The 25,492-nt window shown below is 65.7% G+C and carries 25 protein-coding genes; 14 read left to right on the forward strand and 11 right to left on the reverse strand.

Features of this window, described 5'->3' with window-relative positions; all coding sequences use genetic code 11:
* The first annotated feature begins 21 nt into the window (after positions 1-21).
* The 3 genes from QX048_RS16080 (at position 22) to QX048_RS16090 (ending at position 2,690) form a co-directional block, all read left to right on the forward strand.
* Positions 22-684 carry a sulfite oxidase-like oxidoreductase gene (locus QX048_RS16080; protein WP_315826381.1) on the forward strand — a complete coding sequence of 221 codons (663 nt, stop codon included), beginning with the start codon at positions 22-24 and terminating at the stop codon, positions 682-684.
* 187 nt (positions 685-871) lie between these two features.
* Positions 872-1,237 carry a hypothetical protein gene (locus QX048_RS16085; RefSeq protein WP_315826382.1) on the forward strand — a complete coding sequence of 122 codons (366 nt, stop codon included), beginning with the start codon at positions 872-874 and terminating at the stop codon, positions 1,235-1,237.
* A gap of 235 nt (positions 1,238-1,472) precedes the next feature.
* Positions 1,473-2,690 carry a bifunctional alpha/beta hydrolase/OsmC family protein gene (locus QX048_RS16090; protein WP_315826383.1) on the forward strand — a complete coding sequence of 406 codons (1,218 nt, stop codon included), beginning with the start codon at positions 1,473-1,475 and terminating at the stop codon, positions 2,688-2,690.
* A 191-nt stretch (positions 2,691-2,881) separates the two neighbouring features.
* On the opposite strand, the gene QX048_RS16095 is transcribed toward QX048_RS16090, so the two are convergent.
* On the reverse strand, positions 2,882-3,928 hold the full coding sequence (locus tag QX048_RS16095; protein WP_315715828.1) for a YeeE/YedE family protein: 1,047 nt from the start codon (positions 3,926-3,928) through the stop codon (positions 2,882-2,884).
* A gap of 214 nt (positions 3,929-4,142) precedes the next feature.
* Between QX048_RS16095 and paaI the strand changes: the two genes are divergently transcribed.
* Positions 4,143-4,610, forward strand: a complete 468-nt coding sequence (gene paaI / locus QX048_RS16100) for a hydroxyphenylacetyl-CoA thioesterase PaaI (RefSeq protein WP_409999232.1) — start codon at positions 4,143-4,145, stop codon at positions 4,608-4,610.
* Positions 4,611-4,653: 43 nt separating this feature from the next.
* Positions 4,654-5,982, forward strand: a complete 1,329-nt coding sequence (gene paaK / locus QX048_RS16105; RefSeq protein ID WP_315826385.1) for a phenylacetate--CoA ligase PaaK — start codon at positions 4,654-4,656, stop codon at positions 5,980-5,982.
* 138 nt (positions 5,983-6,120) lie between these two features.
* On the opposite strand, the gene paaE is transcribed toward paaK, so the two are convergent.
* The 8 genes from paaE to QX048_RS16145 all read right to left on the reverse strand — a co-directional run bounded on the left by paaE (position 6,121) and on the right by QX048_RS16145 (position 12,522).
* A complete protein-coding gene (gene paaE, locus QX048_RS16110; protein WP_315826386.1) occupies positions 6,121-7,200 on the reverse strand; it encodes a 1,2-phenylacetyl-CoA epoxidase subunit PaaE in 1,080 nt (359 codons plus the stop codon).
* A 138-nt stretch (positions 7,201-7,338) separates the two neighbouring features.
* Positions 7,339-7,842, reverse strand: a complete 504-nt coding sequence (gene paaD / locus QX048_RS16115; protein ID WP_315754688.1) for a 1,2-phenylacetyl-CoA epoxidase subunit PaaD — start codon at positions 7,840-7,842, stop codon at positions 7,339-7,341.
* Positions 7,836-8,612 (reverse strand): 1,2-phenylacetyl-CoA epoxidase subunit PaaC, encoded by a 777-nt coding sequence (paaC, locus tag QX048_RS16120; protein ID WP_315826387.1) that lies wholly within the window; start codon positions 8,610-8,612, stop codon positions 7,836-7,838. Before paaC ends, paaD begins: the two co-directional genes overlap by 7 nt.
* Positions 8,613-8,741: 129 nt before the next feature.
* The gene (gene paaB, locus QX048_RS16125) at positions 8,742-9,029 is read right to left on the reverse strand and encodes a 1,2-phenylacetyl-CoA epoxidase subunit PaaB (protein ID WP_009025702.1); all 288 of its coding nucleotides are present in this window, start codon (positions 9,027-9,029) and stop codon (positions 8,742-8,744) included.
* A gap of 15 nt (positions 9,030-9,044) precedes the next feature.
* A complete protein-coding gene (gene paaA, locus QX048_RS16130; protein ID WP_315715768.1) occupies positions 9,045-10,034 on the reverse strand; it encodes a 1,2-phenylacetyl-CoA epoxidase subunit PaaA in 990 nt (329 codons plus the stop codon).
* Positions 10,035-10,112: 78 nt separating this feature from the next.
* Positions 10,113-10,994, reverse strand: coding sequence for a phenylacetic acid degradation operon negative regulatory protein PaaX (gene paaX / locus QX048_RS16135; RefSeq protein WP_315826388.1), 882 nt, complete (start codon positions 10,992-10,994; stop codon positions 10,113-10,115).
* Positions 10,995-11,084: 90 nt separating this feature from the next.
* Positions 11,085-11,561 carry a phasin gene (locus QX048_RS16140; RefSeq protein ID WP_315715766.1) on the reverse strand — a complete coding sequence of 159 codons (477 nt, stop codon included), beginning with the start codon at positions 11,559-11,561 and terminating at the stop codon, positions 11,085-11,087.
* Positions 11,562-11,748: 187 nt separating this feature from the next.
* A complete protein-coding gene (locus tag QX048_RS16145) occupies positions 11,749-12,522 on the reverse strand; it encodes a hypothetical protein (RefSeq protein ID WP_315826485.1) in 774 nt (257 codons plus the stop codon).
* Positions 12,523-12,668: 146 nt separating this feature from the next.
* Here QX048_RS16145 and QX048_RS16150 point away from each other — a divergent pair, with 146 nt between their 5' ends.
* Entirely contained in the window at positions 12,669-13,589 is a 921-nt protein-coding gene (locus QX048_RS16150) for an alpha/beta hydrolase (RefSeq protein WP_315826389.1), read from the forward strand.
* 99 nt (positions 13,590-13,688) lie between these two features.
* Here the strand turns inward: QX048_RS16150 and QX048_RS16155 are convergent, their stop codons facing one another.
* Both QX048_RS16155 and QX048_RS16160 read right to left on the reverse strand, forming a co-directional pair.
* Positions 13,689-14,693: an alpha/beta hydrolase gene (locus QX048_RS16155; RefSeq protein ID WP_315715764.1), complete on the reverse strand. Its 1,005-nt coding sequence runs from the start codon at positions 14,691-14,693 to the stop codon at positions 13,689-13,691.
* 138 nt (positions 14,694-14,831) lie between these two features.
* On the reverse strand, positions 14,832-15,092 hold the full coding sequence (locus tag QX048_RS16160) for a DUF6489 family protein (RefSeq protein ID WP_315715763.1): 261 nt from the start codon (positions 15,090-15,092) through the stop codon (positions 14,832-14,834).
* Between the two features lie 525 nt (positions 15,093-15,617).
* Here QX048_RS16160 and QX048_RS16165 point away from each other — a divergent pair.
* The 8 genes from QX048_RS16165 to QX048_RS16200 all read left to right on the forward strand — a co-directional run bounded on the left by QX048_RS16165 (position 15,618) and on the right by QX048_RS16200 (position 25,453).
* Positions 15,618-17,213, forward strand: coding sequence for an ABC transporter substrate-binding protein (locus QX048_RS16165; RefSeq protein WP_315754699.1), 1,596 nt, complete (start codon positions 15,618-15,620; stop codon positions 17,211-17,213).
* 108 nt (positions 17,214-17,321) lie between these two features.
* On the forward strand, positions 17,322-18,302 hold the full coding sequence (locus QX048_RS16170) for an ABC transporter permease (RefSeq protein WP_315715761.1): 981 nt from the start codon (positions 17,322-17,324) through the stop codon (positions 18,300-18,302).
* A gap of 2 nt (positions 18,303-18,304) precedes the next feature.
* Complete coding sequence (locus QX048_RS16175) at positions 18,305-19,270, forward strand: ABC transporter permease (RefSeq protein WP_315715760.1); 966 nt, start codon at positions 18,305-18,307, stop codon at positions 19,268-19,270.
* 34 nt (positions 19,271-19,304) lie between these two features.
* Positions 19,305-20,288 carry an ABC transporter ATP-binding protein gene (locus tag QX048_RS16180; RefSeq protein ID WP_315826390.1) on the forward strand — a complete coding sequence of 328 codons (984 nt, stop codon included), beginning with the start codon at positions 19,305-19,307 and terminating at the stop codon, positions 20,286-20,288.
* Positions 20,285-21,280: an oligopeptide/dipeptide ABC transporter ATP-binding protein gene (locus QX048_RS16185; protein ID WP_315715758.1), complete on the forward strand. Its 996-nt coding sequence runs from the start codon at positions 20,285-20,287 to the stop codon at positions 21,278-21,280. The genes QX048_RS16180 and QX048_RS16185 overlap by 4 nt, the downstream gene beginning before the upstream one ends.
* 48 nt (positions 21,281-21,328) lie before the next feature.
* Positions 21,329-23,131, forward strand: coding sequence for a gamma-glutamyltransferase family protein (locus tag QX048_RS16190; protein ID WP_315826391.1), 1,803 nt, complete (start codon positions 21,329-21,331; stop codon positions 23,129-23,131).
* Between the two features lie 15 nt (positions 23,132-23,146).
* On the forward strand, positions 23,147-23,857 hold the full coding sequence (locus tag QX048_RS16195) for a DUF1028 domain-containing protein (RefSeq protein ID WP_315715756.1): 711 nt from the start codon (positions 23,147-23,149) through the stop codon (positions 23,855-23,857).
* Positions 23,858-23,941: 84 nt separating this feature from the next.
* Positions 23,942-25,453 carry an ABC transporter substrate-binding protein gene (locus tag QX048_RS16200; protein ID WP_315715826.1) on the forward strand — a complete coding sequence of 504 codons (1,512 nt, stop codon included), beginning with the start codon at positions 23,942-23,944 and terminating at the stop codon, positions 25,451-25,453.
* The last annotated feature ends 39 nt before the right edge of the window (positions 25,454-25,492 follow it).

The following is a 25,492-nucleotide window of genomic DNA, read 5'->3' on the forward strand; positions in this document are numbered from 1 at the left end:
ACGAATTGACGAGGTGTCGAGATGGCCGACGAGTCCAGCCTGCCGCCCGAGAGCAAGCTGACCCGCAGCAAGGAACGCTGGGCGCGCGAGGGCAAATTCCTGACCGGCCGCATCATCAGGCCGGAGGACCAGCGCCTGCCGCCGGGGCAGCATCTGACCCGCGACTGGCCGGTGCTCGACCTCGGCCTGACACCGTCGGTCACATCAGAGCGCTGGCGACTCGATGTCTATGGCGCCGTCGAGAACCCGCTGTTCTGGGACATGCGCGCCTTCCTCGCCCAGGAGCAGCGCCAGTTCGTCTCCGACATCCACTGCGTCACGACCTGGTCGCGCTACGACAATCAATGGGAAGGGCTCGCCACACGTGACCTGCTCGCCGCCTGCCGGCCGCGTGACAGCGCTGAATTCGTCGTGCTGCATTCCTATGACGGCTACACGACGAACCTGACGCTCGAAGACTTCGCGACCGAGGATGCGTTGCTCGCGCATAGCTGGTCCGGCGCGCCGTTGACTGGAGAGCATGGCGGCCCCGTGCGCGTCGTCGTGCCGCATCTGTATTTCTGGAAGAGCGCGAAATGGCTGAAGGCGATCGAGTTTCTCGACTCCGACAAGCCCGGCTATTGGGAGGTGCGCGGCTATCACAACCGCGGCGATCCCTGGGCCGAGCAGCGCTATTCGGACTGACGGGCCGACAGGACCGTAGGGCGGGCAAAGACGTGCAGCGTCGTGCCAACCCTCGCCTGTTCTGAATAAAGCTGAATGGGAAAAGAATGGTGGGCACGCTTCGCTTTGCCCACCCTATGGACTGCATGCTATCGCTTCCGACCCGAAGCGCGGTCACCGCGATATCCGAACATGCCAGAGATGCAGCATGGAGTTCACTTCAGAAACCGGCAAGATCCCCAAAGGCTATGGGTACCTTCTCAAGCCGAGCGTCATCCTCGCCGCACTGACCGCAAGAGATCTCGGCGGCATTCGCATCCACCTCGTTCGCAGCCACGGCAGGCGCCTGTTCGATGCGCGATATCGGCCGCCGGACGGCGACATTCCTTATGAGCGTCTCAACATCAAGGTCGGCACCGCGCACGAACGCGACCTGCCCCCGCTTCGCCGGCGCGCGAAGGAGGAAGGCCTTCCCACGCTGATCCAATGGATTTCCAATCTCGTCGCCCAGGACCTGCCGACAGCGATCCGCCGCGGCGAGCAGGAGATCGAGCTGCTGCCTCCGCGGGAGTGATGATTGCTACGTCGCGGCGCGCGAGGGAGGCCTCCCCCGCCCCGCAAGGCTATCGCATTTGACGGTCGCAGTTCGTTCGATCGTCTCTCTCCACGTCGTCATGGCCGGACCTGTCCCGGCCATCCACGTCGTTCGGCATGCTGGGAACGACGTGGATGCCCGGGACAAGGCTGGGCATGGCGGAGTAAACCCATGAGCAGCCGCCGCAAGCGGGCAAAACGAGGGGGACCACATCATGCCGACCGAACGTTTCCAGTTTGAAGGCGCAGGCGACGACAAGCTCTCCGCGGCGCTCGATCTGCCTGATGGCGCGCCGCGGGCCTATGCGCTGTTCGCGCATTGCTTCTCCTGCGGCAAGGACACGCATGCGGCGCGGCGCATCGCCATGGCGCTGACGGCGCATGGCATCGCCGTGCTGCGGTTCGACTTCACCGGCCTGGGCTCCAGCGAAGGCGACTTCGCCAATACGACGTTCTCCTCCAACGTCGCCGACCTCGTCCGCGCCGCCAATCATCTGCGCGAGACCCGACAGGCGCCGGCGATCCTGATCGGCCACAGCCTCGGCGGAGCTGCCGTGCTGGCCGCCGCCGGCGACATTCCCGATGCGAAAGCCGTGGTGACGATCGCGGCGCCCTCGGACCCGGGCCACGTCACCGCGCTATTCAAGGACAGCCTCGAGGCGATCCGCCGCGACGGCTCGGCCGAGGTCTCGCTCGCGGGCCGTCCGTTCCGGATCAGCAGCACCTTCCTCGACGACGTCGTCGAGCAGCGCCTGCTCGACAGGGTCAAACATCTGCACAAGGCGCTGCTGGTGATGCACTCGCCTGTCGACGACACCGTCGGCATCGACAACGCGACGAAGATCTTCGTCGCCGCCAGGCATCCGAAGAGCTTCATCTCGCTCGATCACGCTGATCATCTCATCAGCAGGAAGGAGGACGCAGCCTACATCGCCGAGGTGATCGCGAGCTGGGCCGGCCGTTACGTCGCGCCGGCGGCCGCCGAGCCGGCGCCCGCGGATGGTCCGCGCGACGTGGTCGTGCGCGAGACCCGGTCGAGCAAGCTGCAGCAGGCCATCGCGCTCGGCCCGCATCATCTCACCGCCGACGAGCCGCTCTCGGTCGGCGGCCAGGACACCGGCCCGGGCCCCTACGACCTCCTGCTCGCGGCGCTCGGCGCCTGCACCTCGATGACGATGCGGCTCTATGCCGACCGCAAATTCCTGCCGCTCGACCGCATCACGGTCACCTTGCGCCACAGCAAGATCCATGCGGAGGACTGCGCGGAGTGCGAGACCAAGGTCGGGCTGATCGATCAGCTCGACCGCGAGATCCACCTGGACGGCGCGCTCGATCAGGAGCAGCGCAGGAAGCTGATGGAGATCGCCGACAAATGCCCGGTGCACCGGACGCTGACGTCGGAGATCCGTATCGTCACGCGCGCGACGGAGTGAGCTCATTCGACTGAGTCACAACCACCGCATTCCGGGGCAAGGCCGTGAGGCCTTGAACTCGGAATCCCGAGATTGTCTTGCGTCCATTTCCGGCAATGTCGAGATTCCGGGTTCAATCGCCGACGCGCAGCCGCTTCGCGACTTCGCATCGACGATTGCCCCGGAACGACGGTGGTCGTGACACAATGAGACTAACGCGCGGCCTGCGGCTCGCTCTTCAGCGGCCTGACGCGCAAAGCTCCGCGCAGGCCGGCCGCCGTGCCGATGAAGATTCCCGCGACGGCGACGAAGGACGGCAGCGCCAGGGTCGACAGCCCTGTCAGGCCCTGCCCGACCGAGCAGCCCAGCGCCATCACGCCGCCGATGCCCATCAGCGCGGCGCCGCCAACCGAGCGCAGCATGTGATGCGGAGAGTGGAAGCCTTCGAGCTTGAAGCGCCGCGTCGCCACCGCGGTGACGAGGCTGCCGGCGAGCACCCCGGCCACGGTGGCGATGCCGAAATTGGCGGTCGAGCCGGTCGACAGCATGATGTATTGCAGGGCATCGGCGATCGGCGCGACGAAGGTCAGGGACGCGACCGGCACGGGGTTGAAATCGTCCGCGCCGAGAGTGCCGGTCGCGAACCAGCCGGCCGCGATCAGCAGGCCGACGACGAGGCCGGCGAGCATCTGGCCGGGCGCGCGCCGGAATGGCGCATGCGCAAGGGCGAAGACGATCAGCGCGCCGCCGAGCCCGAGGGCCGGCAGCAGCCGCGCCGCTGCACCATGCAGGCCACCGACCGACAGCACAGCCGGCAGCGACGTCGCGGTCGCCGTGGTCTGCGAGCCCTGCATCAGCGCGATGCGCAGCGGCGCGATCAGGCCCTTCAACGTCATCTCCGCCGCGATCGCGAGCACGGTCACGACGACGAAGGAGCGCAGATTGCCGCGGCCGAGCAGCACCAGCGCGCGCGAACCGCAACCGTTGGCGAGCACCATGCCGTAGCCGAACAGAACACCGCCCAAGAGCATCAGTGGCACCGAGAACGTCGGCTGCAGATAGATCGACTTGCCGAGATCGACGGCGCCGTTGGCCGCGAGCAGCTGTGTGGCGATGATGGCGATGCCCATCGCCAGGGCGTAAGTTCGCACCAGCCGGCGGTCGCCGTCGGCCCACCAGCCGCGCAGGCTGCTCATCATGCAGAAGCCGCTGAGCAGCCCCACCACGCCATAGACCAGGCCGATCACGAGACCGGCCATCATGGCCAGATTGGCGGCTTCGGGCACGTTCGGGAATCCTTCCGGTTGCAGACAACACGCGCGTTGCGCAGGCAGCGCTTTCGCTTGACGCGCGCAGAATATTTGCCACGATGTCGCACCTAACTAGATGAGAATGCTTGTTCCAACAAGCATCGACGGGAGAGAACGCCGTGATTTCAGAAGCGCATCCTCAGGGGTGGCCGACGCATTGCGCATGCATGGAGGCCGCACGGTGAGCGGCGTGGCGACACTTTCCCCCGACGCTCTCGCCCGCGCCTGCGCCGACGCGATGTGGCAGGATGATCGCGCCAGCCAGGGGCTCGGCATGCAGATCGTCGAGATCGGCCCCGGACGCGCCACGCTGCAGATGACGGTGCAGCCGCACATGGTCAACGGCCATGGCATCGCCCATGGCGGCTTCATCTTCACGCTGGCCGATTCCGCCTTCGCATTCGCCTGCAACTCGCACAACGACCGCACCGTGGCCGCACAGGGCAGCATCAGCTTCATCCGCCCCGGCAAGCTCGGCGACGTTCTGCTTGCTCGCGCGCACGAGGTATCCCGCAGCGGGCGCTCAGGCATCTATGATGTCCGCGTTACGGCAGGCGACACGGTGATCGCCGAATTCCGCGGCCATTCCCGCAGCATCGGCGGCACGCTGGTCCCGGCCGCCGCGAGCTGATCCGCTTCCCTATCGCCCCGCGCCCCTGCCGGAGGACCTGACCATGACATCGACCAAGCTTCAATCGACCGGCAGCTACGTTCCCGAGATGGACGCAGCCGAGCGAGCCTCGCGCGACGAGATCATGGCGCTGCAGACGAGCCGGCTCGCCTGGTCGCTGAAGCACGCCTATGACAACGTCGCCCATTACCGCCGCGCCTTCGACAAGGCGGGGGTGCATCCCTCCGACTTCCGCGAGCTCGCCGACCTCGCCAAGTTTCCGTTCACGGTGAAGACCGACCTGCGCGACAATTACCCGTTCAACATGTTCGCCGTGCCGCGCGAGCAACTGGTAAGGGTGCACGCCTCCTCGGGCACGACCGGCAAGCCGATCGTGGTCGGCTATACCAGGAACGACATCGCGACCTGGTCGGCCGTGATGGCCCGCTCGATCCGCGCCGCCGGCGGCCGGAGCGGCATGATCATCCACAACGCGTATGGCTATGGCCTGTTCACCGGCGGCCTCGGCGTCCATTACGGCGCCGAGCAGCTCGGCTGCACGGTGGTGCCCATCTCCGGCGGCATGACCGAGCGGCAGGTGCAGCTGATCAATGATTTCCGCCCTGACATCATCACCGTGACGCCAAGCTACATGCTGGCAATCCTCGACGAGTTCAAGCGTCAGGGCCTCGATCCGCGGCAGAGCTCGCTCAGGATCGGCATCTTCGGCGCCGAGCCGTGGACCAATGCGATGCGCGCCGAGATCGAGGATGCGTTCGCGATGGACGCCACCGACATCTACGGCCTGTCCGAGGTGATCGGCCCTGGTGTGGCGCAGGAATGCCTGGAGACCAAGGACGGGCTGCACATCTGGGAGGATCATTTCTATCCGGAGATCGTCGATCCCGACACCGGCAAGGTGCTGCCCGACGGCGAGATGGGCGAACTGGTGTTCACCTCGTTGACCAAGGAGGCCTTTCCCGTCATCCGCTATCGCACCCGCGATCTGACGCGGCTGCTGCCGGGCACCGCGCGGCCGGGAATGCGACGGATGGAGAAGGTCACGGGTCGCTCCGATGACATGATCATCCTGCGCGGCGTCAACCTGTTCCCGTCACAGATCGAGGAGATCCTGCTGTCGACCGAATGGTGCGGCGGCCATTTCATGCTGGAGCTGACGCGCGAGGGCCGCATGGACGAGCTGACCATCTACGCGGAGTCGCGCCCCGAGCATTGGGACGAGACCGGCCTCGGCGCGCACGCCGAGCGCATCTCCATCCACATCAAGAACACCATCGGCCTCACGGCAAAGGTGAAAGTCGTCCCGCCCGACACGCTGGAGCGCTCGGCCGGCAAGGCGAAACGGATCAAGGACAAGCGGCCGATAGGATAATTGTTGGTGTCGCGAGTGTGAGGTTCGGCAAATGGTCGCAGCTCGTCCTTGCGAGCGAAGCGAAGCAATCCAGGGCAGCGCGAAGATTCTGGATTGCTTGGTCGCTTCGCTCCTCGCAATGACGGCGAGCGTAGTTCCTCACATATGATCGTAGTCCACCACCACCCGCTCCGTCACCGGCCTGGCCTGGCACGTCAGCACGAACCCCGCTTTCAGCTCCCAAGGCTCGAGCGAGTAGTTCAGCTCCATCTCGGCCTTGCCCTCGACCAGCTTGGCGCGGCAGGTGGAGCACATGCCGCCCTTGCAGGCGAAGGGCAAGTCGACACCGGCACGCAGCGCGGCGTCGAGGATGGCTTCGCCGTCGGCGACCGGAACCTCGCGGCGCTTGCCGTCGATGATCAGGGCGGCGATGGCCTTCGGCGGCGCCGAGTCCGGAACGACCATCTTGGGCCGCGGCTTGCCGCCGGCGCCGGAGACGAAGCGCTCGACATGGACGCGGTCGTCGGAGATCCCGAGCGCGCGGCAGGCGGCCTCGATATCCTCGCTCATCCCGGTGGGACCGCAGATGAAGACGTGATCGACGCTCTCGGCCGGCACCAGCGAGCGCAGCAGCACGCGCACCTTCTCGCCGTCGAGCCGGCCGTGCAGGATCGGCAGATCCTGCTCCTCGCCGGAGATGACGTGGAACAGCGAGAAGCGGTCGAGGAAGCGATCCTTCAGCTCCTCGAGGTGTTCGCGGAACAGCATGCCTGCGGTGGTGCGGCTGCCGTAGAACAGGAAGAAGCGGCTGTGCGGCTCCCGCGCCAGCACGGCTTTCACGATCGAGAGGATCGGCGTGATTCCGGAGCCCGCCGCGAAGCCGACGTGGGTGCGCGCGGCCTCCGGCTGCAATGCCACGCCAAAACGTCCAGTTGGCGTCATCACGTCGATCTCGTCGCCGCGCTTCAGTTCGTCAGTGACGAAGCTGGAGAACGCGCCTCCATCGACGCGCTTCACCGCGATGCGGATCTCGTGATCATCGGGGCCGGAGCAGATCGAATAGGAGCGCCGCACCTCCTCGCCGCCGAGCGTGGTCTTCAACGTGAGATATTGCCCCGGCGCGAACTGATAGTCCGCCGCCAGCTCGTTCGGAATGGCAAAGGTCAGCGACACGGCATCGGGCGCCTCGCGGCGCAGGTCACGGATAGCGAGACGGTGGAAGCGTGGCGTGGTCGACATCGGGTTCATCCTCCCGTCATTGCGAGGAGCGAAGCGACGAAGCAATCCAGGACCGCGCGCGGGACTCTGGATCGCTTCCGCCTACGCCCTTCGGGCTTCGGCGGACAAGTCGCTGCGCTCGCGATGACGGCTGCTGCATCAGTGACACTTGAAATAATCGAACGGCTCGCGGCACGATCTGCAGCGCCACAGCGCCTTGCACGAGGTCGAGCCGAACTCGGCGAGTTGCTCGGTGTCGACGGATCCGCATTGCGGACACGCGACCTCGGCCACGCCGAACAGAGCGCGGCGCCCGCTCGACGGCTGCGGCGGCGCGATGCCGTACTCCCGCAGCTTGCGCCGCCCCGCCTCGCTCATCCAGTCCGTGGTCCAGGCCGGCGACAGCACTGTGCGAACGTGGGTCTCACGGAAGCCGGCGCGCTCGAGCGCCAGCTCGATCTCCAGCGCGATCATGTTCATCGCCGGACAGCCCGAATAGGTCGGCGTGATCGCGACGTCGACGCGGTCACCGACCACCTCGACCTCGCGCAGCACGCCGAGATCGTCGATCGTCAGCACCGGGATTTCCGGATCGGCCACCGATGCCGCGGCGTCCCAGGCGCGCTGGCGCAGCTCGGCGGGGCTGAAATCCGGAACTACCATGTCGCACCGGGGAAGCTGCGCTGCATGTATTGCAGCTCGCAGAGGAGATGGCCGAGATGCTCGCTGTGGCGGCCGTCGCGGCCGCCCTGCTGCATCCACTCGTTCTCCGGCAGCACCAGGGTCGCCTCGCGCGCGACATGCGAGACGATCGACAGCCATTCCGGCAGCAGTTGCGTCGGATCGATCGCGATACCCGCGTCGATCAGACCGCGCTCACTCTCGTCGACGCTGAACATCTCGCCGGTATAGGCCCAGAGGTCATCGATCGCGGCTTGCGCGCGGGCGTGGCTTTCGTCGGTGCCGTCACCGAGCCGGATCACCCATTCGCTGGCGTGGCGCAAATGATAGGCGCATTCCTTCTCCGACTTGGCCGCGATCGCCGCCAGCGTCGCATCGGTCGAGTCCATCATGCCGCGCCAATACAGATCGGCGAAGGCCGCGTAGAACAGCTGCCGCACCATCGTGTACGCGAAGTCGCCATTGGGACGCTCGACCAGCAGCAGGTTGCGGTACTGCCTGACATCACGAAGATAGGCGAGCTTGTCCTCGTCATTGTCGTGACCCTCCACCTTGGCGGCGTAGCCATAGAGCTCGCGCGCCTGGCCAATCAGGTCGAGCGCCATGTTGGAGAGCGCCATGTCCTCTTCGAGAACAGGCGCATGGCCGCACCATTCGGAGAGGCGATGGCCGAGGATCAGCGCATCATCGGCGCGGCGCAAGGTGTAGAGCACCAGCGGCGTTTCGCAGACGGTGATCGAGGGAGCGGTCATGGTTGTGATCCGATCAGGCCCGCCACGAACTCAGCCATTGCGAGCACAGCAATCCAGGAATTCATCCGAGCCGGCAGTCTGGATTGCTTCGCTGCGCTCGCAATAACGACGGCTGACGGCCGTCCGCACTTACATATGCCCGACTTCCTCGGGCACCTCGTAGAACGTCGGATGCCGATAGATCTTCGACTCCGCCGGCTCGAACATCATGCCCTTGTCGGCAGGATCGGACGCGGTGATCGCGCTCGACGGCACCACCCAGATCGACAGGCCCTCGCCGCGGCGGGTGTAGAGATCGCGCGCCGCCTGCAATGCCATGGTCGCATCCGGCGCGTGCAGCGAGCCGCAATGCTTGTGCGCAAGCCCGTTGCGGCTGCGGATGAAGACTTCCCACAACGGCGTGTTCGGCGTCGCCATTTCGATCTCCCTGTCCTATTCGGCAGCCTGTGCCATCCGGCGCCGCGCGCGCTTCTCGGCGTAGGCGGTCGCGGCCTCGCGCACCCAGGCGCCCTCGGCATGCGCCTTGCGGCGCGCGGCCATGCGATCGCGGTTGCACGGGCCGTTGCCGGCCAGCACCTGCTTGAACTCGTTCCAGTCGATCGGGCCGTGCACCCAATGGCCCTGCTCGTCCTGCGTCATCTCGGGATCGGGAATGGTGAGCCCGAGATACTGCGCCTGCGGCACGGTGGCATCGATGAACTTCTGGCGTAGCTCGTCGTTCGAGAAGCGCTTGATCTTCCACTTGGTCGAGGTGTCGCTGTGCTGGCTGGCCTGGTCGGGCGGGCCGAACATCATCAGCACCGGCCACCACCAGCGGTTCAGCGCGTCCTGCGCCATCGCCTTCTGCTCGGGCGTGCCGCGGCAGAGCGTGAGCATGATCTCGTAGCCCTGCCGCTGATGGAACGATTCCTCCTTGCAGACGCGGATCATCGCACGCGCATAGGGACCATAGGAACAGCGGCACAACGGAATCTGGTTCATGATCGCGGCGCCGTCGACCAGCCAGCCGATCACACCGATGTCTGCCCAGGTCAGGGTCGGGTAGTTGAAGATCGAGGAGTACTTGGCCTTGCCGGCGAGCATCGCATCGACCAGCTCCTCGCGCGAGGCGCCGAGCGTCTCGGCGGCGGCGTAGAGATACAGCCCGTGGCCGCACTCGTCCTGGACCTTGGCGAGCAACGCCGCCTTGCGGCGCAGGCTCGGCGCGCGCGTGATCCAGTTGCCCTCGGGCAGCATGCCGACGATTTCGGAATGGGCGTGTTGCGAGATCTGCCGGACCAGCGTCTTGCGATAGGCCGCCGGCATCCAATCGTTCGGCTCGATGCGCTCTTCGGCATCGATGCGCGCCTGAAAGCGCGAGGCGCGTCCAGCGTCCTCGGCGAAGCTGCCCTCCTCGGGCGAATTGAGCGCCTGCGTGTACATGCGGCGGCGTCCTCCCAGGACTTGGTTGACGCCAATATATAACGAGATTTCATCCGTGCAATCGAATTCTGTAATATATCAACGGCCCTCATTCTCAACGGCGAAACGCCGCAGCAGCGCCGCTCCGGCCGCCGGCAGAGGCCCCTCCTCATTTGTCGCATGCGCGTCGAGCCAGCGCTCGGAACCCGGCAGCAGCAACCGATAAATCTCGCCGCACAGCGCCCGGGCCTGCCGTCCAGGCCAATTCCCCGGCAGCAGCTCGGCCGGCAGCAGCGGATCGCGCAGCACGATGCGCCGATAGTGGTGGATCAGCAGGATCCGGGCGGTGAAGGCCTGCCCGTCGGACAACACCTCGCCGCGCGCGATGCTGTCCTTGAGCGGCGCAAAGGAGGCGCTGAACTTGCGGTACGCCTCCGCCGTCCGCTCCAGCGCCCAGCTCTCGGCGACCAGCCGTCGCGCCATGTCGGAGCCGGCGGACGCCTGCAGGCGGATGGCCCCCTCCACTGCGTCAGGGACGGCGATGCTCGAGGGGGCCACGAACACACCGGGCAGCGGGCTGCCGAAGCCCGCATCGCGCAGCGCAGTCCGCGCCTGCTCGCGATCCTCGGCGCTGCCGATGAGCAGCAGTTCGAAGCTGCCGTTCCATTCCGCCGGCGGCGAATCGTAGATGTGGCGGGTGGCGCCGGCGAAGGTCTGCTCGCCGCGCCGGGTCAGGCGATAGAAACTGTTGCGGCCCATTCTGCTGCGCTCGAACCAGCCTTCCGCCGTCAGCCGCGACATCGCCGTGCGCACCACGCTGCCGTCGATGGCGAGCCCTTCGAAGAAGGCGAGCAAGCTGCCGAGCCAGACGCTGCCGCCCCGCGGCACAATGGCGTCGCCGAACACGGTGATGATCAGCGAGCCCGTGCGCGACGGCTCGCTCTTCAGTTGATTGACGATGCGGGACAGAGGCTGCGCCATGTCTCCGCTTTATCCGGTTTCGCCTGGTCACAAAAGAAAAGGCCCGCACGATGCGGGCCTTGCAGGTCGATCGGCTGATGCGCGAGGCGATCAGGCGGTCTTGTTGTAGGCCTTGGCCATGTTCTCCTGGGCGAGCTTTGCACCCTCGGTGACGAGCTTGCCGACATACTCGCTGGTCGACTTGGCGCGGGCGACGAGCGCCTCGCCACGGGCACGGGCCAGCTCACCCTGGATCTGAACGGCTTCGCTGATCGACTTGGCGGACGCCAGCCGGTCGATGCCGTCGAAGAAGGCCTCGGTGTCCTGATACAGCGCCTGCTGAATGTTCCGGCTGATCTTGCCGGCCTCGGTCACGCCGTCGAACACGGCGGTCTCGATCGCCGACGTCACCTTCTCGGAGCCAGCGAGGGCCTCCGCAGCGCGCTCCTTGGCGGTCGACGCGGTCTTCTTGACGAACTCCCGCGCGGACTCCGGCACTTCCATCGTCTGCAGATTCTTGAACGCGTCGGTCACCGGTGCAAAGGCGTCCTTGACGGTGTCGAACACGGTATTGGTCTCGGTGGTCATGGCTGTCTCCATCCTCAATGCTTCTGAGCTATGGCTCGCTCCGTCCCTTATGAAACCGGAGTGACTCAGCTATATCATTCTGGATGGTGCGACGCAACATAAATGTTGCAACGCACCATCCTGGATGGGAGGAAAGGACTGGCAACCGCTGAGCGACCCGCCGCACGTCGGAACGTTCGGGTGAGCCTCAGTGCTCGGCAGGGGCGCCGCCGTGCTTTTTGTTGCGGTTCTTCCCCGGCCGGGCCGGCTCGGCCGGCTTTGGAGCCGCCTCATCAGCCTTGGGCGCGGCGTCGACGGGCTGAGACGGCTTCATCAACGTGTCGAGCATGGCCCGGATCTCGCGCAGCTCTGCCTCGATCGCGACTGTCGGTGACGGATCGGGTGCTTTGGCGGCGTTCAGCGTCCGGTCGAGCAATGCTTTGATCTCGCTCAACTGGGGCGTGACGTCGACGGCGGGTTTTGCCGCCGGTTGCGGAGCCTTGGTCGCGGCAAGAAGCTCGTTGAGCAAGTCCTTGATCGCCTTCAAGTCCGGCGTGACGTCGCGCGGCGGCGCCACGACTGGCGCCGGCGCCTTGGACGCGGAGAGAAGCGAATCCAGCACGCTCTTGATCTCATTCAACTGCGGAGCGAGATCGGCGGGCGTCGTCGCGGGCACCTGCGCGGAAGCCAGCAGCTCCTTCAACAACACCCGTGTCTCCGCCAGTTCGCCCTCGATGGAGGCGAGCCGCTCATTCAAGGCGGTGAGCTGACCACGGCTCGGCACGTTCATGCCGGCGAAGTAGTTTTCCATCAGATCAACCATGGGCTTCTGTCCGTTTCCTGAACCAGTTGCGGGACCATCGGAGGATGGACGGGGCGTCGCACCCATCGGGCGCAGCCGCGTGAAGGCGCTGAAGCTCTTCTGCATCTCTCCGACCATCTGCTGCCAGAATGCGATCGGGTCGCCAGCTTTGTTCGCCATCGGCACGCTCCTTCAGACCAATACAAGACTCAAACACAACTTATCATAGCACGCCTTCGCTGCGGTGCGGGAGAACTTGTAGCTTGCTTCTCTCGACCAACAGAACCATGCCATAGAGGGTTCCAAGGCCTTGAACGAGGGATCAAGTGACTGCAACTGCTCATCAGCCGCCGCAGACTGTGCGCGCCAACGGTATCGACATCTGCTACGAGATCTTCGGCGACCCGGCGGCCCCTCCCCTCGTGCTGATCATGGGCCTCGGCGGCCAGATGATCATCTGGTACGACGAGTTCTGCGAACAGCTCGCAAGCCGCGGCTTCCGCGTGATCCGCTTCGACAACCGCGACATCGGCCAATCGAGCAAGCTGCATGGCGGCCGCCGGCTGACCCCGTTCGAGCTGATCAAGCTGCGCTTCTTCAACATTCCCGTCTCCGCGCCCTACAAGCTGCTCGACATGGCCAAGGACACGGTCGGCCTGATGGACGCGCTCGACATCAAGTCGGCGCATCTGGTCGGCGCGTCGATGGGCGGCATGATCGCGCAGGAGATCGCGATCTCCTTTCCGCATCGCGTGCGCTCGCTGACGTCGATCATGTCGACGACCGGCAATCCGCGCATCCCGCCGCCGACGCGCGAGGTCGCGATGCTGCTGATGGCGCCGCCGCCGAAGACCAAGGACGACTACATCAAGCGCTTCCAGAAGACCTGGAAGGCGCTGCGCGTCGGCTCATTTCCCGAGGACGAGGTAAATGACGTGGCACTCGCCGAACGCTGCTTCGCGCGCGGCATCAATCCCGCCGGCGTCGGACGTCAGTTGCGCGCGATCCTGGCCTCCGGCAGCCGCAAGCCGCGGCTGCATCTGGTGACGGCGCCGACACTCGTGATCCACGGCAAGGTCGACCCGCTGGTCCATCCCACCGCCGGCAAGGACACGGCGGAGTCGATTCCGAATGCCAAGCTCCTGATGATCGACGGCATGGGTCACGCTACTCCGCGGCCGATGTGGCCGCAGATCATCGACGCAATCGCCGAGCACGCGCACGGCGCGAATCCGCAGGCGGCTTAGGAGAGCCGACGCGCTGCGTCGGCAGGCTTGACGACATCTGTTGTTGTTTGGCTCGGCCGCAGCCTCTCACTCGGACGTGCAATCTGCCTCGGCCGTTCTTCAACCGAACCGTCGCCGCCGCCATTCGATCAGCTTGGCGCTGACCTCCGCGGGCTGCTCCTGCTGCGTCCAATGGCCGCTGTCGCGGACGAGATGTTTCTCCAGGTCCGGCACCAGCTTCTCCATGCCGTCGGCGGCCGAGGGCGGCAGCACGGCGTCGTTCTCCGCCATGATCATCAGCGACGGCACGCGCACCGTTTGATCTAGCCCTTCGGCGCGCTGCCAGTTGCGCGTCATGTTGCGATACCAATTGATGCCGCCGGTGAAGCCGGTGCGCGTGAAGGTGTCGACGAACACCTGCTTCTCCGCCTCCGACAGGATCGGCTGCCGCGTGTCCTTGGCGGCGTCATAGGCTGCGATCATCTGCGGGAACGCCAGGTTGAGCGATGGCGAGGCTGCGATCCCGCCGTCCGGCGGCTCCGTCGGCGGCGTATCGCTGCGCGGCAGCGGCTTGCGCATGAAGGCATCGAAGGTCTCCCCGACACGGCTGCCGAAGATGCGGTCCGGCTCGCGTGCGGGATCCTGGAACTGCACGATGTACATCATGTCGCCGAACCGCTTGCGCATGATGGCGATGGGATCGGCCGGCGCGCGCGGCAGATGCGGCGTGTTGATGCCGACCACGCCCGCGACTCGGTCGGGGTATCGCAGCGGCATCTGCCAGACGACGAAGCCGCCCCAATCGTGACCGACGAAGATCGCCTTGTCGATCTTCAGATGATCGAGCAGGCCGACGAGGTCGGCGGTGAGATGCTCGAGGTCATAGGCCTCGACCGGCTCCGGCCGGTCGGTCGCGCCATAGCCGCGCTGATCGGGTGCGATGACGCGGATGCCGGCCTCGGCCAGCGCCTTGATCTGATGCCGCCAGGAGAAGGCCAGCTCCGGCCAGCCGTGGCAGAGGATCATCGGCGGCCGGTCGCTGACGGGGCCCGCCTCGTAATAGCCCATGCGGATGCCGTTGGTCGTCGCGAACTGCAGCGCCGGCATCCAAGACGGATCGGTCATGCGTCCTCCCCTGAAGTGTTCAGCCGGTCTTTTTCGACCGGTCTTCGGCTCCGGCATGGAGCCTGCTCCATGCCGTGACGTCACGCCACGTCCCTTCGGAGTTCCGCGCAAGCGTAATCCGTGCGGCCGTCGGCCGCGTCAGGCCGACTTCTTGTCGTTCGAGCGGCTGCCGCCCAGGCCTGTCATGGTCAGCATCAGGTCCTGAAACCGTTCGGCCAAGCGGGGATCGAACGTGAACCAGCTCTGCATGATGGCTTCGGGCGTGAGCTTGTCGATGTTGCTCGTCATCTGGTTCTGCAGCCGGTCCATGACCGCAGCCTGCATCGGACCGACATCGGGAAGTCCGAAAAACTGCCGCGCTTCGAGCGGTGTGCAATCGATCTCGATATTGACTTTCATGTCCGCTCCGCTGTTCGAACCATCCCGACGCGAGCCCCGGGCCGGGCTCCCTTCACCAGGAAGACCATCCCGGACTCGCGGCAGGGGGTGTCCAGTATCACCGCGCCGGCCCCCCTCTAGCAAGCGGCGCGTTGCTGCAGGTGCGCAATTCCCGGGACATGGTCAATCCGGCGAGCCCTCAGCCCCATCCCGGAAGCCGCCGCTCGCGTGCGCCGCACAGCGGCGGCGGGGGGATAACCATATCGTTTAGGCTTAAACAAACTGCACTTGTGTGCCGCCGCTGAACTCTGGCAACATATTCGGATCGATCTGCCGCGGGTCGCACGACGCACCGCCAGGCCAGAGCCAACGGGATCAGTTCATTCCGGCGCGGCATCAGACTTGCAAGCATATCGCCCGGCGTCTTGTTGCTTCTTGAAGTTCGTGCAAGAGGCGCTGCAGACAACACGAACTTCGAAGCAAAACAGGCCGGACACAATCGCGCCTGCCGAAAAACCAAGCGTCAAACGCGGAGAATTTGGACATATGTCGGGACGCAAATCCCTGCTCATCGCGGCAGCGGTCGCATTCGGCCTCGCCGTCATGCCAGCTTCGGCCCAGACCCTGCGCTATGCCAACCAGGGCACCCTGAAATCGCTCGATCCCTACACCTTCAAGGAATCGACCACGATTGCGCACCATGCTCACGTCTATGAGGGGCTGACCGCGCGCGACAAGGATCTGAAGATCATCCCCGCGCTGGCCGAGAGCTGGGAAACGCCCGAGCCGACCCGCTGGCGCTTCCATCTGCGCAAGGGCGTCAAGTTCCACAATGGCGAACCCTTCACGGCCGACGACGTGATCTTCTCCGCCGATCGCGTCCGCGCCACCGGTTCCAACTTCCTCTCCAACGTTCCGCCGGACGCAAAATTCATCAAGGTCGACGACTACACAGTCGACGTGAAGCTCGATGCCCCCAATCCCATCCTGATCTCGCAATGGGATACGTGGTACATCATGAGCAAGAAGTGGTGCGAGGACAACAACTCGGTCGCGCCGACGCCGGTGTCGGCAACCACGCCGAGCTACGCCGCGCTGCATGAGAACGGCACCGGCCCCTTCATCATCGAGAGCCATCAGCCCGGTGTGAAGACCGTGTTCAAGGTCAATCCGAACTGGTGGGGCAAGCCCGAGCACAATCTGAAGGAGATCGTGTTCACCACCATCGCCTCCGACGCCACGCGCGTCGCCGCGCTGCTGTCCGGCGAGGTCGACGTCATCGAGCCGGTCCCGGTGCAGGATATCGGCCGCGTCGATTCCAGCCCGAATGCCCAGGTCCTGAAGGGACCGGAGCTGCGCACGATCTTCCTTGGCATGGACGAGACGCGCGACGAGCTCTTGTACTCCAACGTCAAGGGCAAGAACCCGTTCAAGGATATCCGCGTCCGCGAGGCCTTCTACAAGGCGATCGACGTCGAGCTGATCAAGACCCGCGTCATGCGCGGCCTGTCGACCCCGTCGGCGCTGATGATCGCTCCGCAGCTCTATGCGCTGTCGAAGGACTTCACCCGGCCGAAATATGATCCGGACGCCGCCAAGAAGCTGCTGACCGAGGCCGGCTATCCCGACGGCTTCGAGGTCGGCATGGATTGCCCGAACGACCGCTACGTCAACGACGCCGCGATCTGCCAGGCCGTGGTCGGCATGCTCGCCCGCATCGGGGTCAAGGTGAACCTGAACGCCCAGCCCAAGGCGCAGTATTTCGCCAAGGTGCTGAAGCCCGGCGGCTACAACACCTCGTTCTTCCTGCTCGGCTGGACGCCCTCCTCGATGGACGCGCACAACGTGATGCACGACATCATGGGCTGCCGTGACGATGCCAAGGACCCGACCCGGGGCGAGGCCAATCTCGGCAATTACTGCAACAAGGAGTTCGACGCCCTGACCGACAAGGTCCTGGTCGAGACCGATACCGCCAAGCGCAATCAACTGATCAAGCAGGCCTTCGAGATCGGCATCAAGGATTACGGCTACATCCCGCTGCATCAGCAGGCGGTGGCCTGGGGCGTCTCGAAGAAGGTGAAGATTCCGCTGCGCGCCGACAACGCCGTGCTGCTGTTCCTCGCCACCAAGACCGAGTAGTCCAGACGCAACGACAAGTCCCGGAAAGCAGAACTGCTTTTCGGGACTTTTCATTTCCTGCGGCAGATGCTACGCGCCGCCGCATCTCGAAGGACCTGAAAGGATCAGATGCTCGCCTTCGCGCTTCGCCGAGCAATTCAGGCCATCGGCGTCATGATCGCCGTCGGAATCATCGCGTTCGCCATGTTCCGCTTCGCCGGAGACCCGGTGAGCCAGATCGTGCCGATCGACGCGTCGGCCGCGGAACGGGCCAGCATCCGCCAGTCGCTCGGGCTCGACGATCCCTTCATCGTGCAGTTCGGTCGCTATCTGTTCGACGCGGCGCAGTTCAAGTTCGGCGTCTCCTATCAGTTCCGGCAGCCGGTCTCCGATCTGCTCAAGGAGCGCATGCCCGCCACCCTGGAGCTCGCGGTCTGCGCGACGATCCTGGCGCTGTTCTGCGGTATCCTGATGGGCGTGTTCTCGGCGCTGCACCGCGACTCCCTGCTCGCCAAGCTGTTCCAGATGCTGTCGCTGATCGGCATCTCCCTGCCGACCTTCCTGATCGGCATCCTCCTGATCTACCTGTTCTCGGTCACGCTGGGCTGGCTGCCGTCGTTCGGCCGCGGCGACACCGTCAGGTTCGGCTGGTGGACATCGGGCCTGTTCACCGTCTCCGGCTGGAAGGCGCTGATCATGCCCTCCATCACGCTCGGCCTGTTCCAGATGACCTTGATCATGCGGCTGGTTCGCGCCGAGATGCTCGAGGTGCTGCGCACCGACTACATCCGCTTCGCTCGTGCCCGTGGGCTGACCACGCGCGCGATTCATTTCGGCCATGCCCTGCGCAACACGCTGGTGCCGGTGATCACCGTGGTCGGCCTGCAGTTCGGCTCGGTGATCGCGTTCTCGATCATCACCGAGCAGGTGTTCCAATGGCCGGGCATGGGCCTGTTGTTCGTGCAGGCGGTGCAGAATGTCGACATCCCGATCATGGCGGCCTACCTGATGATGGTGTCGCTGATCTTCGTCACCATCAATCTCGTGGTTGATATCCTCTACACCGTGGTCGATCCGCGCCTGCGCGCGACCATCAGCCGTCCGGCCTGATTATGAGCGACGCAGCCCTTCCCCACCCCACGCCCGTCGAGACGCCGCGCGCCGCCGACGGATGGCTGAAGCGTGCGCTTGCGAGCGACCTGTTCTACTCGTTCCGCCGCTCCAAGCTGACGGTCGCCGCGGCCGTGATCACGCTGTTGTTCTTCCTGCTGGCGATCTTCGCGCCGCTGCTGTCGCCGCAGAACCCGTTCGACCCGGCCCAGTTGCAGCTGTTGAACTCGCGGATTTCGCCGCTATGGACCGCCGACGGGCAGAGCCCGTTCTTGCTCGGCACCGACGAGCAGGGCCGCGACGTGCTCTCGGCCATCCTCTACGGCCTGCGCATCTCGCTCCTGGTCGGCATTCTCGGCGTCGCCTTTTCCGGCGCGCTCGGCATCGGCCTCGGGCTGATCGCGGGCTATTTCGGCGGCCGGGTCGACACCGTGATCATGCGCATCGCCGACGTCCAGCTCACCTTTCCGCCGATCCTGATTGCGCTGCTGGTCAACGGCATCGCCAAGTCGGTGTCCGGCAACCGGCTGGACTGGCTCAGCATGCTGGTCGTGCTCGTGCTGGCGATCGGCCTCTCCTTCTGGGTGCAATATGCGCGCACGGTGCGGAGCTCAGTGCTGGTCGAGAAGAACAAGGACTACGTCGCCGCGGCACAGCTGATCGGCCTGCCCGCGCCCGTCATCATGCTGCGCCACGTGCTGCCCAACACCACCGGTCCCGTGCTGGTGATCGCCACCATCAACCTCGCGCTGGCGATCATCACCGAGGCGACCTTGTCGTTCCTCGGCTCCGGCATGCCCGAAACGATGCCGTCGCTCGGGACCCTGATCCGGATCGGCAACAACTATCTGTTCGCCGGCGAATGGTGGATCGTTGCCTTCCCCGGCATCGCTTTGGCCGGACTGATCCTCGCCATCAACCTGCTCGGCGACTGGCTGCGCGACGCCCTCAACCCGAAACTGCGATGACCCGCGTGAATGCGTCCTTCCGAGGCTTGAGCTCATGACCGCCCCCGTTCTGTCCGTGCGCAACCTGCAGGTCGAGTTCGCGACCCGGCGCGGCACCCTGCGCGCGATCGACGGCGTCTCCTACGACATCGCCAAGGGCGAGGTGCTCGGCGTCGTCGGCGAATCCGGTGCCGGCAAATCCGTCACCGGCCTCGCCGTGATCGGCCTGATCGATCCTCCGGGCCGCATCTCCGGCGGCGAGATCCAGCTCTCCGGCCTGCGGATCGACAACCTGCCGCCGGAGGAGATGCGCAAGGTGCGCGGCAGGCGCATCGGCATGATCTTCCAGGATCCGCTGACCTCGCTCAATCCGCTGTATCGCGTCGGCGACCAGATCATCGAGACCATCAGGACCCACACCAACCTCACCGAGCAGCAGGCGCGCAAGCGAGCCATCGACCTGCTCGCCGAGGTCGGCATATCGGCGCCCGAGAAGCGCATCGACGGCTATCCGCACGAATTCTCCGGCGGCATGCGCCAGCGTGTCGTGATCGCGCTGGCGCTGTGCGCCGAGCCGGAGCTGATCATCGCAGACGAGCCGACCACCGCGCTGGACGTCTCCGTGCAGGCGCAAATCATCTCGCTGATCAAGCGGCTCGGCCGCGACCACGGCACCGCCGTGATGCTGGTGACCCACGACATGGGCGTGATCGCCGAGACCTGCGACCGCGTCGCCGTGATGTATGCCGGCCGCGTCGCCGAGATCGGCCCGGTGCAGGAGGTGATCAATAACCCGCTGCACCCCTACGCCAAGGGGCTGATGGGCGCGATCCCGACGCTCGCGGGCGAGGAGAAGCGGCTGGTGCAGATCCCAGGCTCGATGCCGCGACTGTCCGCGATCCCGCCCGGCTGCTCGTTCAATCCGCGCTGCAGCTTCGCCTTCGACCGCTGCCGCGTCGACCGGCCGGAGCCGCTGCGCCAGGGCACGCAGGCCGTCGCCTGTCATCTGTACGATCGCGCGACGGAGACCGCGGCATGACTGATTTCGTCGAGGTCAAGAACCTGCGCCGGGTCTTCGACGTCTCGAAACCCTGGCTCAACCGCGTGATCGAGCGTCAGCCGCAGGAGTTCCTGAAGGCGGTCGACGGCGTCAGCTTCGGCATCAGGAAGGGCGAGACCTTCGCGCTGGTCGGCGAATCCGGTTCTGGCAAGACCACGGTCGCGCGCATGGTGGTCGGGCTGCTGGCGCCGACGTCGGGCGAGGTCATCATCGACGGCGTGTCGATGAGCGAAGCGCGCCAGGCCCAGGTGCGGCGCAAGCTGCGCCGCCGCATCCAGATGGTGTTCCAGGATCCTTACGCGAGCCTCAATCCGCGCTTCCGCGTCGATAGCATCATCGCCGAGCCGATCCGCGCCTTTGACATCATCGAGGGTGAGCGCCAGATCAAGGACCGCGTCGGCGAGTTGCTGACGCTGGTCGGCCTGCATCCCGACGACGGCCAGAAATTCCCGCACGAATTCTCTGGCGGGCAGCGTCAGCGCATCGCCATCGCGCGCGCGCTCGCCTCCGAGGCCGAGTTCATCGTCTGCGACGAGCCGACCTCGGCGCTCGACGTCTCCGTGCAGGCGCAGATCCTCAATCTGATGCGCGATTTGCAGGACAAGTTCGGCCTGACCTATCTGTTCATCAGCCACAATCTCGCAGTCGTCCGCCACATGGCGAGCCGCATCGGCGTGATGTATCTCGGCCGCATCGTCGAGATCGCCGATGGCCGCACGCTGTTCAGCGACCCGCGCATGCCCTACACCAAGATGCTGCTCGGCGCAGTGCCGGACCTGTCGATGTCCGGCCGCCAGCGCATTCCGGTCAAAGGCGAGATCCCGAACCCGATCAATCCGCCCTCGGGCTGCACCTTCAACCCACGCTGTCCCCTTGCATTCGATCTCTGTCGGCAGCAGTCGCCCGAACTCATCGGCGGCGTGGCCTGCCATGCGGTGAACCAGCCGGCGAGCGCGGCCGTTCCTGCATGAGGCAACGAGTCGTGGTGCGGACGGACCGATCATCAGAATGAAAGTCACATGAGCTTCATCAACCCCGATCCCTTCACGACCCGCCCCGAGATCGACGGTACCTTCGGCGTCGTCACCTCCACGCACTGGCTCGCCACCGCGGTGGGCATGGCGATGCTGGAGCGCGGCGGCAACGCCTTCGACGCCGGCGTCGCGGCGGCCTTCACCCTGCAGGTGGTGGAGCCGCATTTGAACGGTCCTGGCGGCGACGTGCCGATCATCCTGCACGACGTCAGGCGCGGGCGCACCGAGGTGATCTGCGGCCAGGGCCCGGCGCCATCAGGCGCCACCATCGCGCACTACAAGAACGAAGGCCTCGACATGGTGCCCGGCACCGGCCTGCTCGCGGCCTGCGTGCCCGGCACGTTCGAGTCCTGGATGCTGCTGCTGCGCGACTACGGCACGATGCGGCTGCGCGACGTGCTGGAGCCGGCGATTTCCTACGCGCGCGACGGCTATCCGCTTGTCGAGCGCATCTCGGCGACGATCCAGACCGTGGAGCAGCTGTTCAAGACGCATTGGTCGACCTCGGCCGCGCTCTATCTGCCCAATGGCGAGGTGCCGAGGCCGGGCACGCTGTTCACCAATCCACAGCTCGCGGAAACCTACGCACGCCTCCTGAGTGAAGGCGAAAGCGCGGGTGCTGATCGCGACGCGCAGATCGAGCGCGCGCGCAAGGCCTGGTCGCAGGGCTTCGTCGCCGAGGCTATCGACCGTTTTTGCCGGACGCAGGAAGTGATGGACGTCTCGGGTTCGCGCCACAAGGGCGTGCTGACAGCCGACGACATGGCGCGCTGGCAGCCGACCATCGAGGCACCGCTGACCTATCAGTACGGCCGCTACACCGTGTGCAAGGCCGGCGTCTGGAGCCAAGGCCCGGTGCTGCTCCAGCAGCTCGCGCTGCTCAAGGGCTTTGTGCTCGACGGCCTCGATCCGACCGGCCCCGATTTCATTCATTGGCAGATCGAAGCCGCGAAGCTCGCCTTCGCCGATCGCGAGGCCTTCTACGGCGATCCTGCTTTCGCCGACATCCCGATCGAGACGCTGCTGTCGGATGCCTACAACGACGAGCGCCGCAAGCTGATCACCGAAAAGGCCTCGCTCGAGCTGCGTCCCGGCACGCTCGACGGCTACGGCGCCAAGGTAAAGCTGCGCGAGGCCCAAGGCCGCCGCGAGGCCGTCGGCGCAATGGGCTCGGGCGAGCCGACCGTCGGCCGCTTCGGCGAGGTGCGCGGCGACACCGTGCATTTCGACATCATCGATTCCCGAGGCAACATGATCTCGGCGACGCCCTCCGGCGGCTGGCTGCAATCATCGCCGGTCATCCCCGAGCTCGGCTTCTGCCTGGGGACGCGCGCGCAGATGTTCTGGCTCGAGGAGGATCATCCGGCCGCGCTGGTGCCGGGCAAGCGGCCGCGCACGACGCTATCGCCGACCATGGCGCTGCGCGACGGCGAGCCTTATGTGGCCTGGGGTTCGCCCGGCGGCGACCAGCAGGACCAGTGGAACACGCAGTTCTTCCTGCGCCACGTCCATGCCGGCATGAACCTGCAAGAGTCGATCGACGCGCCGGCGTGGCACTCCGAGCATTTCCCGATCTCGTTCTGGCCGCGCACCGCGCGCCCCGGCGTGCTCGTGGTCGAGGGCCGCGTGCCCAAGGCGACCGTCGAGGAGCTGCGCCGCCGCGGCCATGTGGTCGAAGTCGGCCCCGACTGGTCGGAGGGCCGCCTCACCGCGGCCTCCCGCGTGGGCCGCCGCCGCCGCGCCGCGGCCAATCCACGGGGCATGCAGGGTTACGCCGCCGGACGATAAGAGAGCAACGCGACGATGACCTGGTCGATCATTGCCAAGGACGATCTCACCGGCCGGATCGGCATCGCCGTCGCCACCCGCTTCTTCGCCGTCGGCGCGCGCGTGCCCTTCATCGTCGCCGGCCACGGCGGCATCGCCACACAGGCGCTGGTCAATCCCTATTACGGCATCGACGGCGTCACGCTGCTGCGCGACGGCCGGCATCCGCGCGAGATCGTGCAACTGCTGACATCTGCCGATCCCGGCCGCGAGAGCCGCCAGCTCCACATCCTCGATCACAACGGCCAGATTGCCGCCCACACCGGCCGCGACTGCATCGACTGGTGCGGCCATCTCGAAGGCCGTGGCTTTTCGATTGCCGGCAACATGCTGGCCGGCCCGCAGGTGCTGAACGAAACCGCGAACGCGTTTATCGCCAGCCACGCCCTGCCCTTCGCGGAGCGTCTGATCGCAGCCATGAAGGCCGGCGAGGCCGCCGGCGGTGACAAGCGCGGCAAACAGTCGGCCGCTCTTCTGGTCCACGGCAAGGAGGAATGGTCCGAGCTCGATCTGCGTGTCGATGATCACCCCGATCCGCTGGCAGAGCTCGAACGACTGGAGGGCGTTAGCCGCAAGCATTGGGCCGTGTTCCGGCAGTTCATGCCGACGCGCGACAATCCGGCAGGGATTACGGATCGCGCCACGATTGATGCCGGCATCGCCGCCGCGCTCGCGAACCAGACATGACCGAGCCGGAAGGACGGCGCGTGATCGGGGTTGGTATTGATAGTGCAACAACGCAGGCTGCATTCGCGTGAGGGACATCGGATGATGAGGAACTGGTGCTTGGCCGCGGTCGCGGCCGTTGTCGTGGCCTCTTGGGGGCCGGTCGCGCAGGCGCAGACCACCTTGCGCATCGGCCTTGCCGAGGACCCCGACGTTCTCGATCCGACCATGGCCCGCACCTATGTCGGCCGCATCGTCTTCGCCGCGACCTGCGACAAGCTGTTCGACATCGACGACAAGCTCAACATCGTGCCGCAGCTCGCGCTGTCGCAGCAGACCTCGGCCGACGGCAAGGAGGTCACCATCAAGCTCCGGCCCGGCGTCAAGTTTCATGACGGCGAGCCGTTCGACGCTGAGGCCGCCAAGTTCTCGCTCGACCGCCATCTCACCCTCCCCGGCTCGTTCCGCAAGCCGGAGCTGGCCTCGCTCGATCATGTCGACGTCGTCGATCCCTTGACGATCAAGCTGGTGTTGAAAGCGCCGTTCTCGCCGCTGATCGCCCAGCTCACCGACCGCGCCGGCATGATGGTGTCGCCGAAGGCGGCCAAGGAGGCCGGCGACAAGTTCGGCCTGCATCCGGTCTGCGCCGGTCCGTACAAGTTCGTCGAGCGCGTCCAGCAGGACCGCATCGTGTTCGAGAAGTTCGCCGACTACTGGAACAAGGACAACGTCTTCATCGACAGGATCGTCTACCAGCCGATCGTCGACGCCACGGTGCGGCTGGCGAACCTGAAGTCCGGAGCCCTCGACCTGATCGAGCGCGTGCTCGCCACCGACATCAAGGACGTGCGCGCCGATTCCAAGCTTGCGCTGTCGACCGCGATCGAGCTCGGCTATCAGGGCATCACGCTCAACATCGGCAAGGACAAGGCCAAGGGCCCACTCAGCCAGTCCGCGAAGGTGCGCCAGGCGCTCGATCTCGCGATCGACCGCGAGGCGCTCAACCAGGTGGTCTTCAACGGCGAATTCATGCCGGGCAACCAGTGGGTCAATCCCTCGCATCCCTATTATCAGAAGGCCTTCCCGGTGCGTGCCCGCGATGTCGAGAAGGCAAAGGCGCTGCTGAAAGAGGCCGGCGTGACGACGCCTGTCGCGGTCGACTTCATGGTACCGAAGGGCGCCGAGACCGAGGCGGCCGCCCAGGTCGTACAGTCGATGGCCGCCGAGGCCGGCTTCGACATGAAGATCCGAGTGACGGAGTTTGCGACCTCGTTGAAGCAGGCCGAGGCCGGCGACTATCAGGCGTTCATGTTGTCATGGAGCGGCCGGATCGATCCCGACGGCAACAGCTACGTGTTCCTGCACAGCAACGCGCCGCAGAACTACAGCGTCTGGGCCAACGCCGAGGCCGACAAGGCGCTCAGCGACGCACGGCTGGTGACCGACATGGCCCAGCGCAAGGCGCTTTACGAGAAGCTGACCAAGCTCGAGATCGAGGACGAGCCGATTCTCTACCTCTACCACCGACGCATCCTGATCGCGCACACCAAGAAGCTCGAGGGCTACAAGCAGATGCCGGACGGCCTGGTGCGCGTGATCGGCCTGAAGCTGAAGTGAGCAGTCACTTGGCCCCCCTTCGTTGGGACGCGACCGCGA

Origin of the sequence: Bradyrhizobium sp. SZCCHNS30572 (genome assembly GCF_032484415.1) — a bacterium.
Classification (GTDB): domain Bacteria; phylum Pseudomonadota; class Alphaproteobacteria; order Rhizobiales; family Xanthobacteraceae; genus Bradyrhizobium.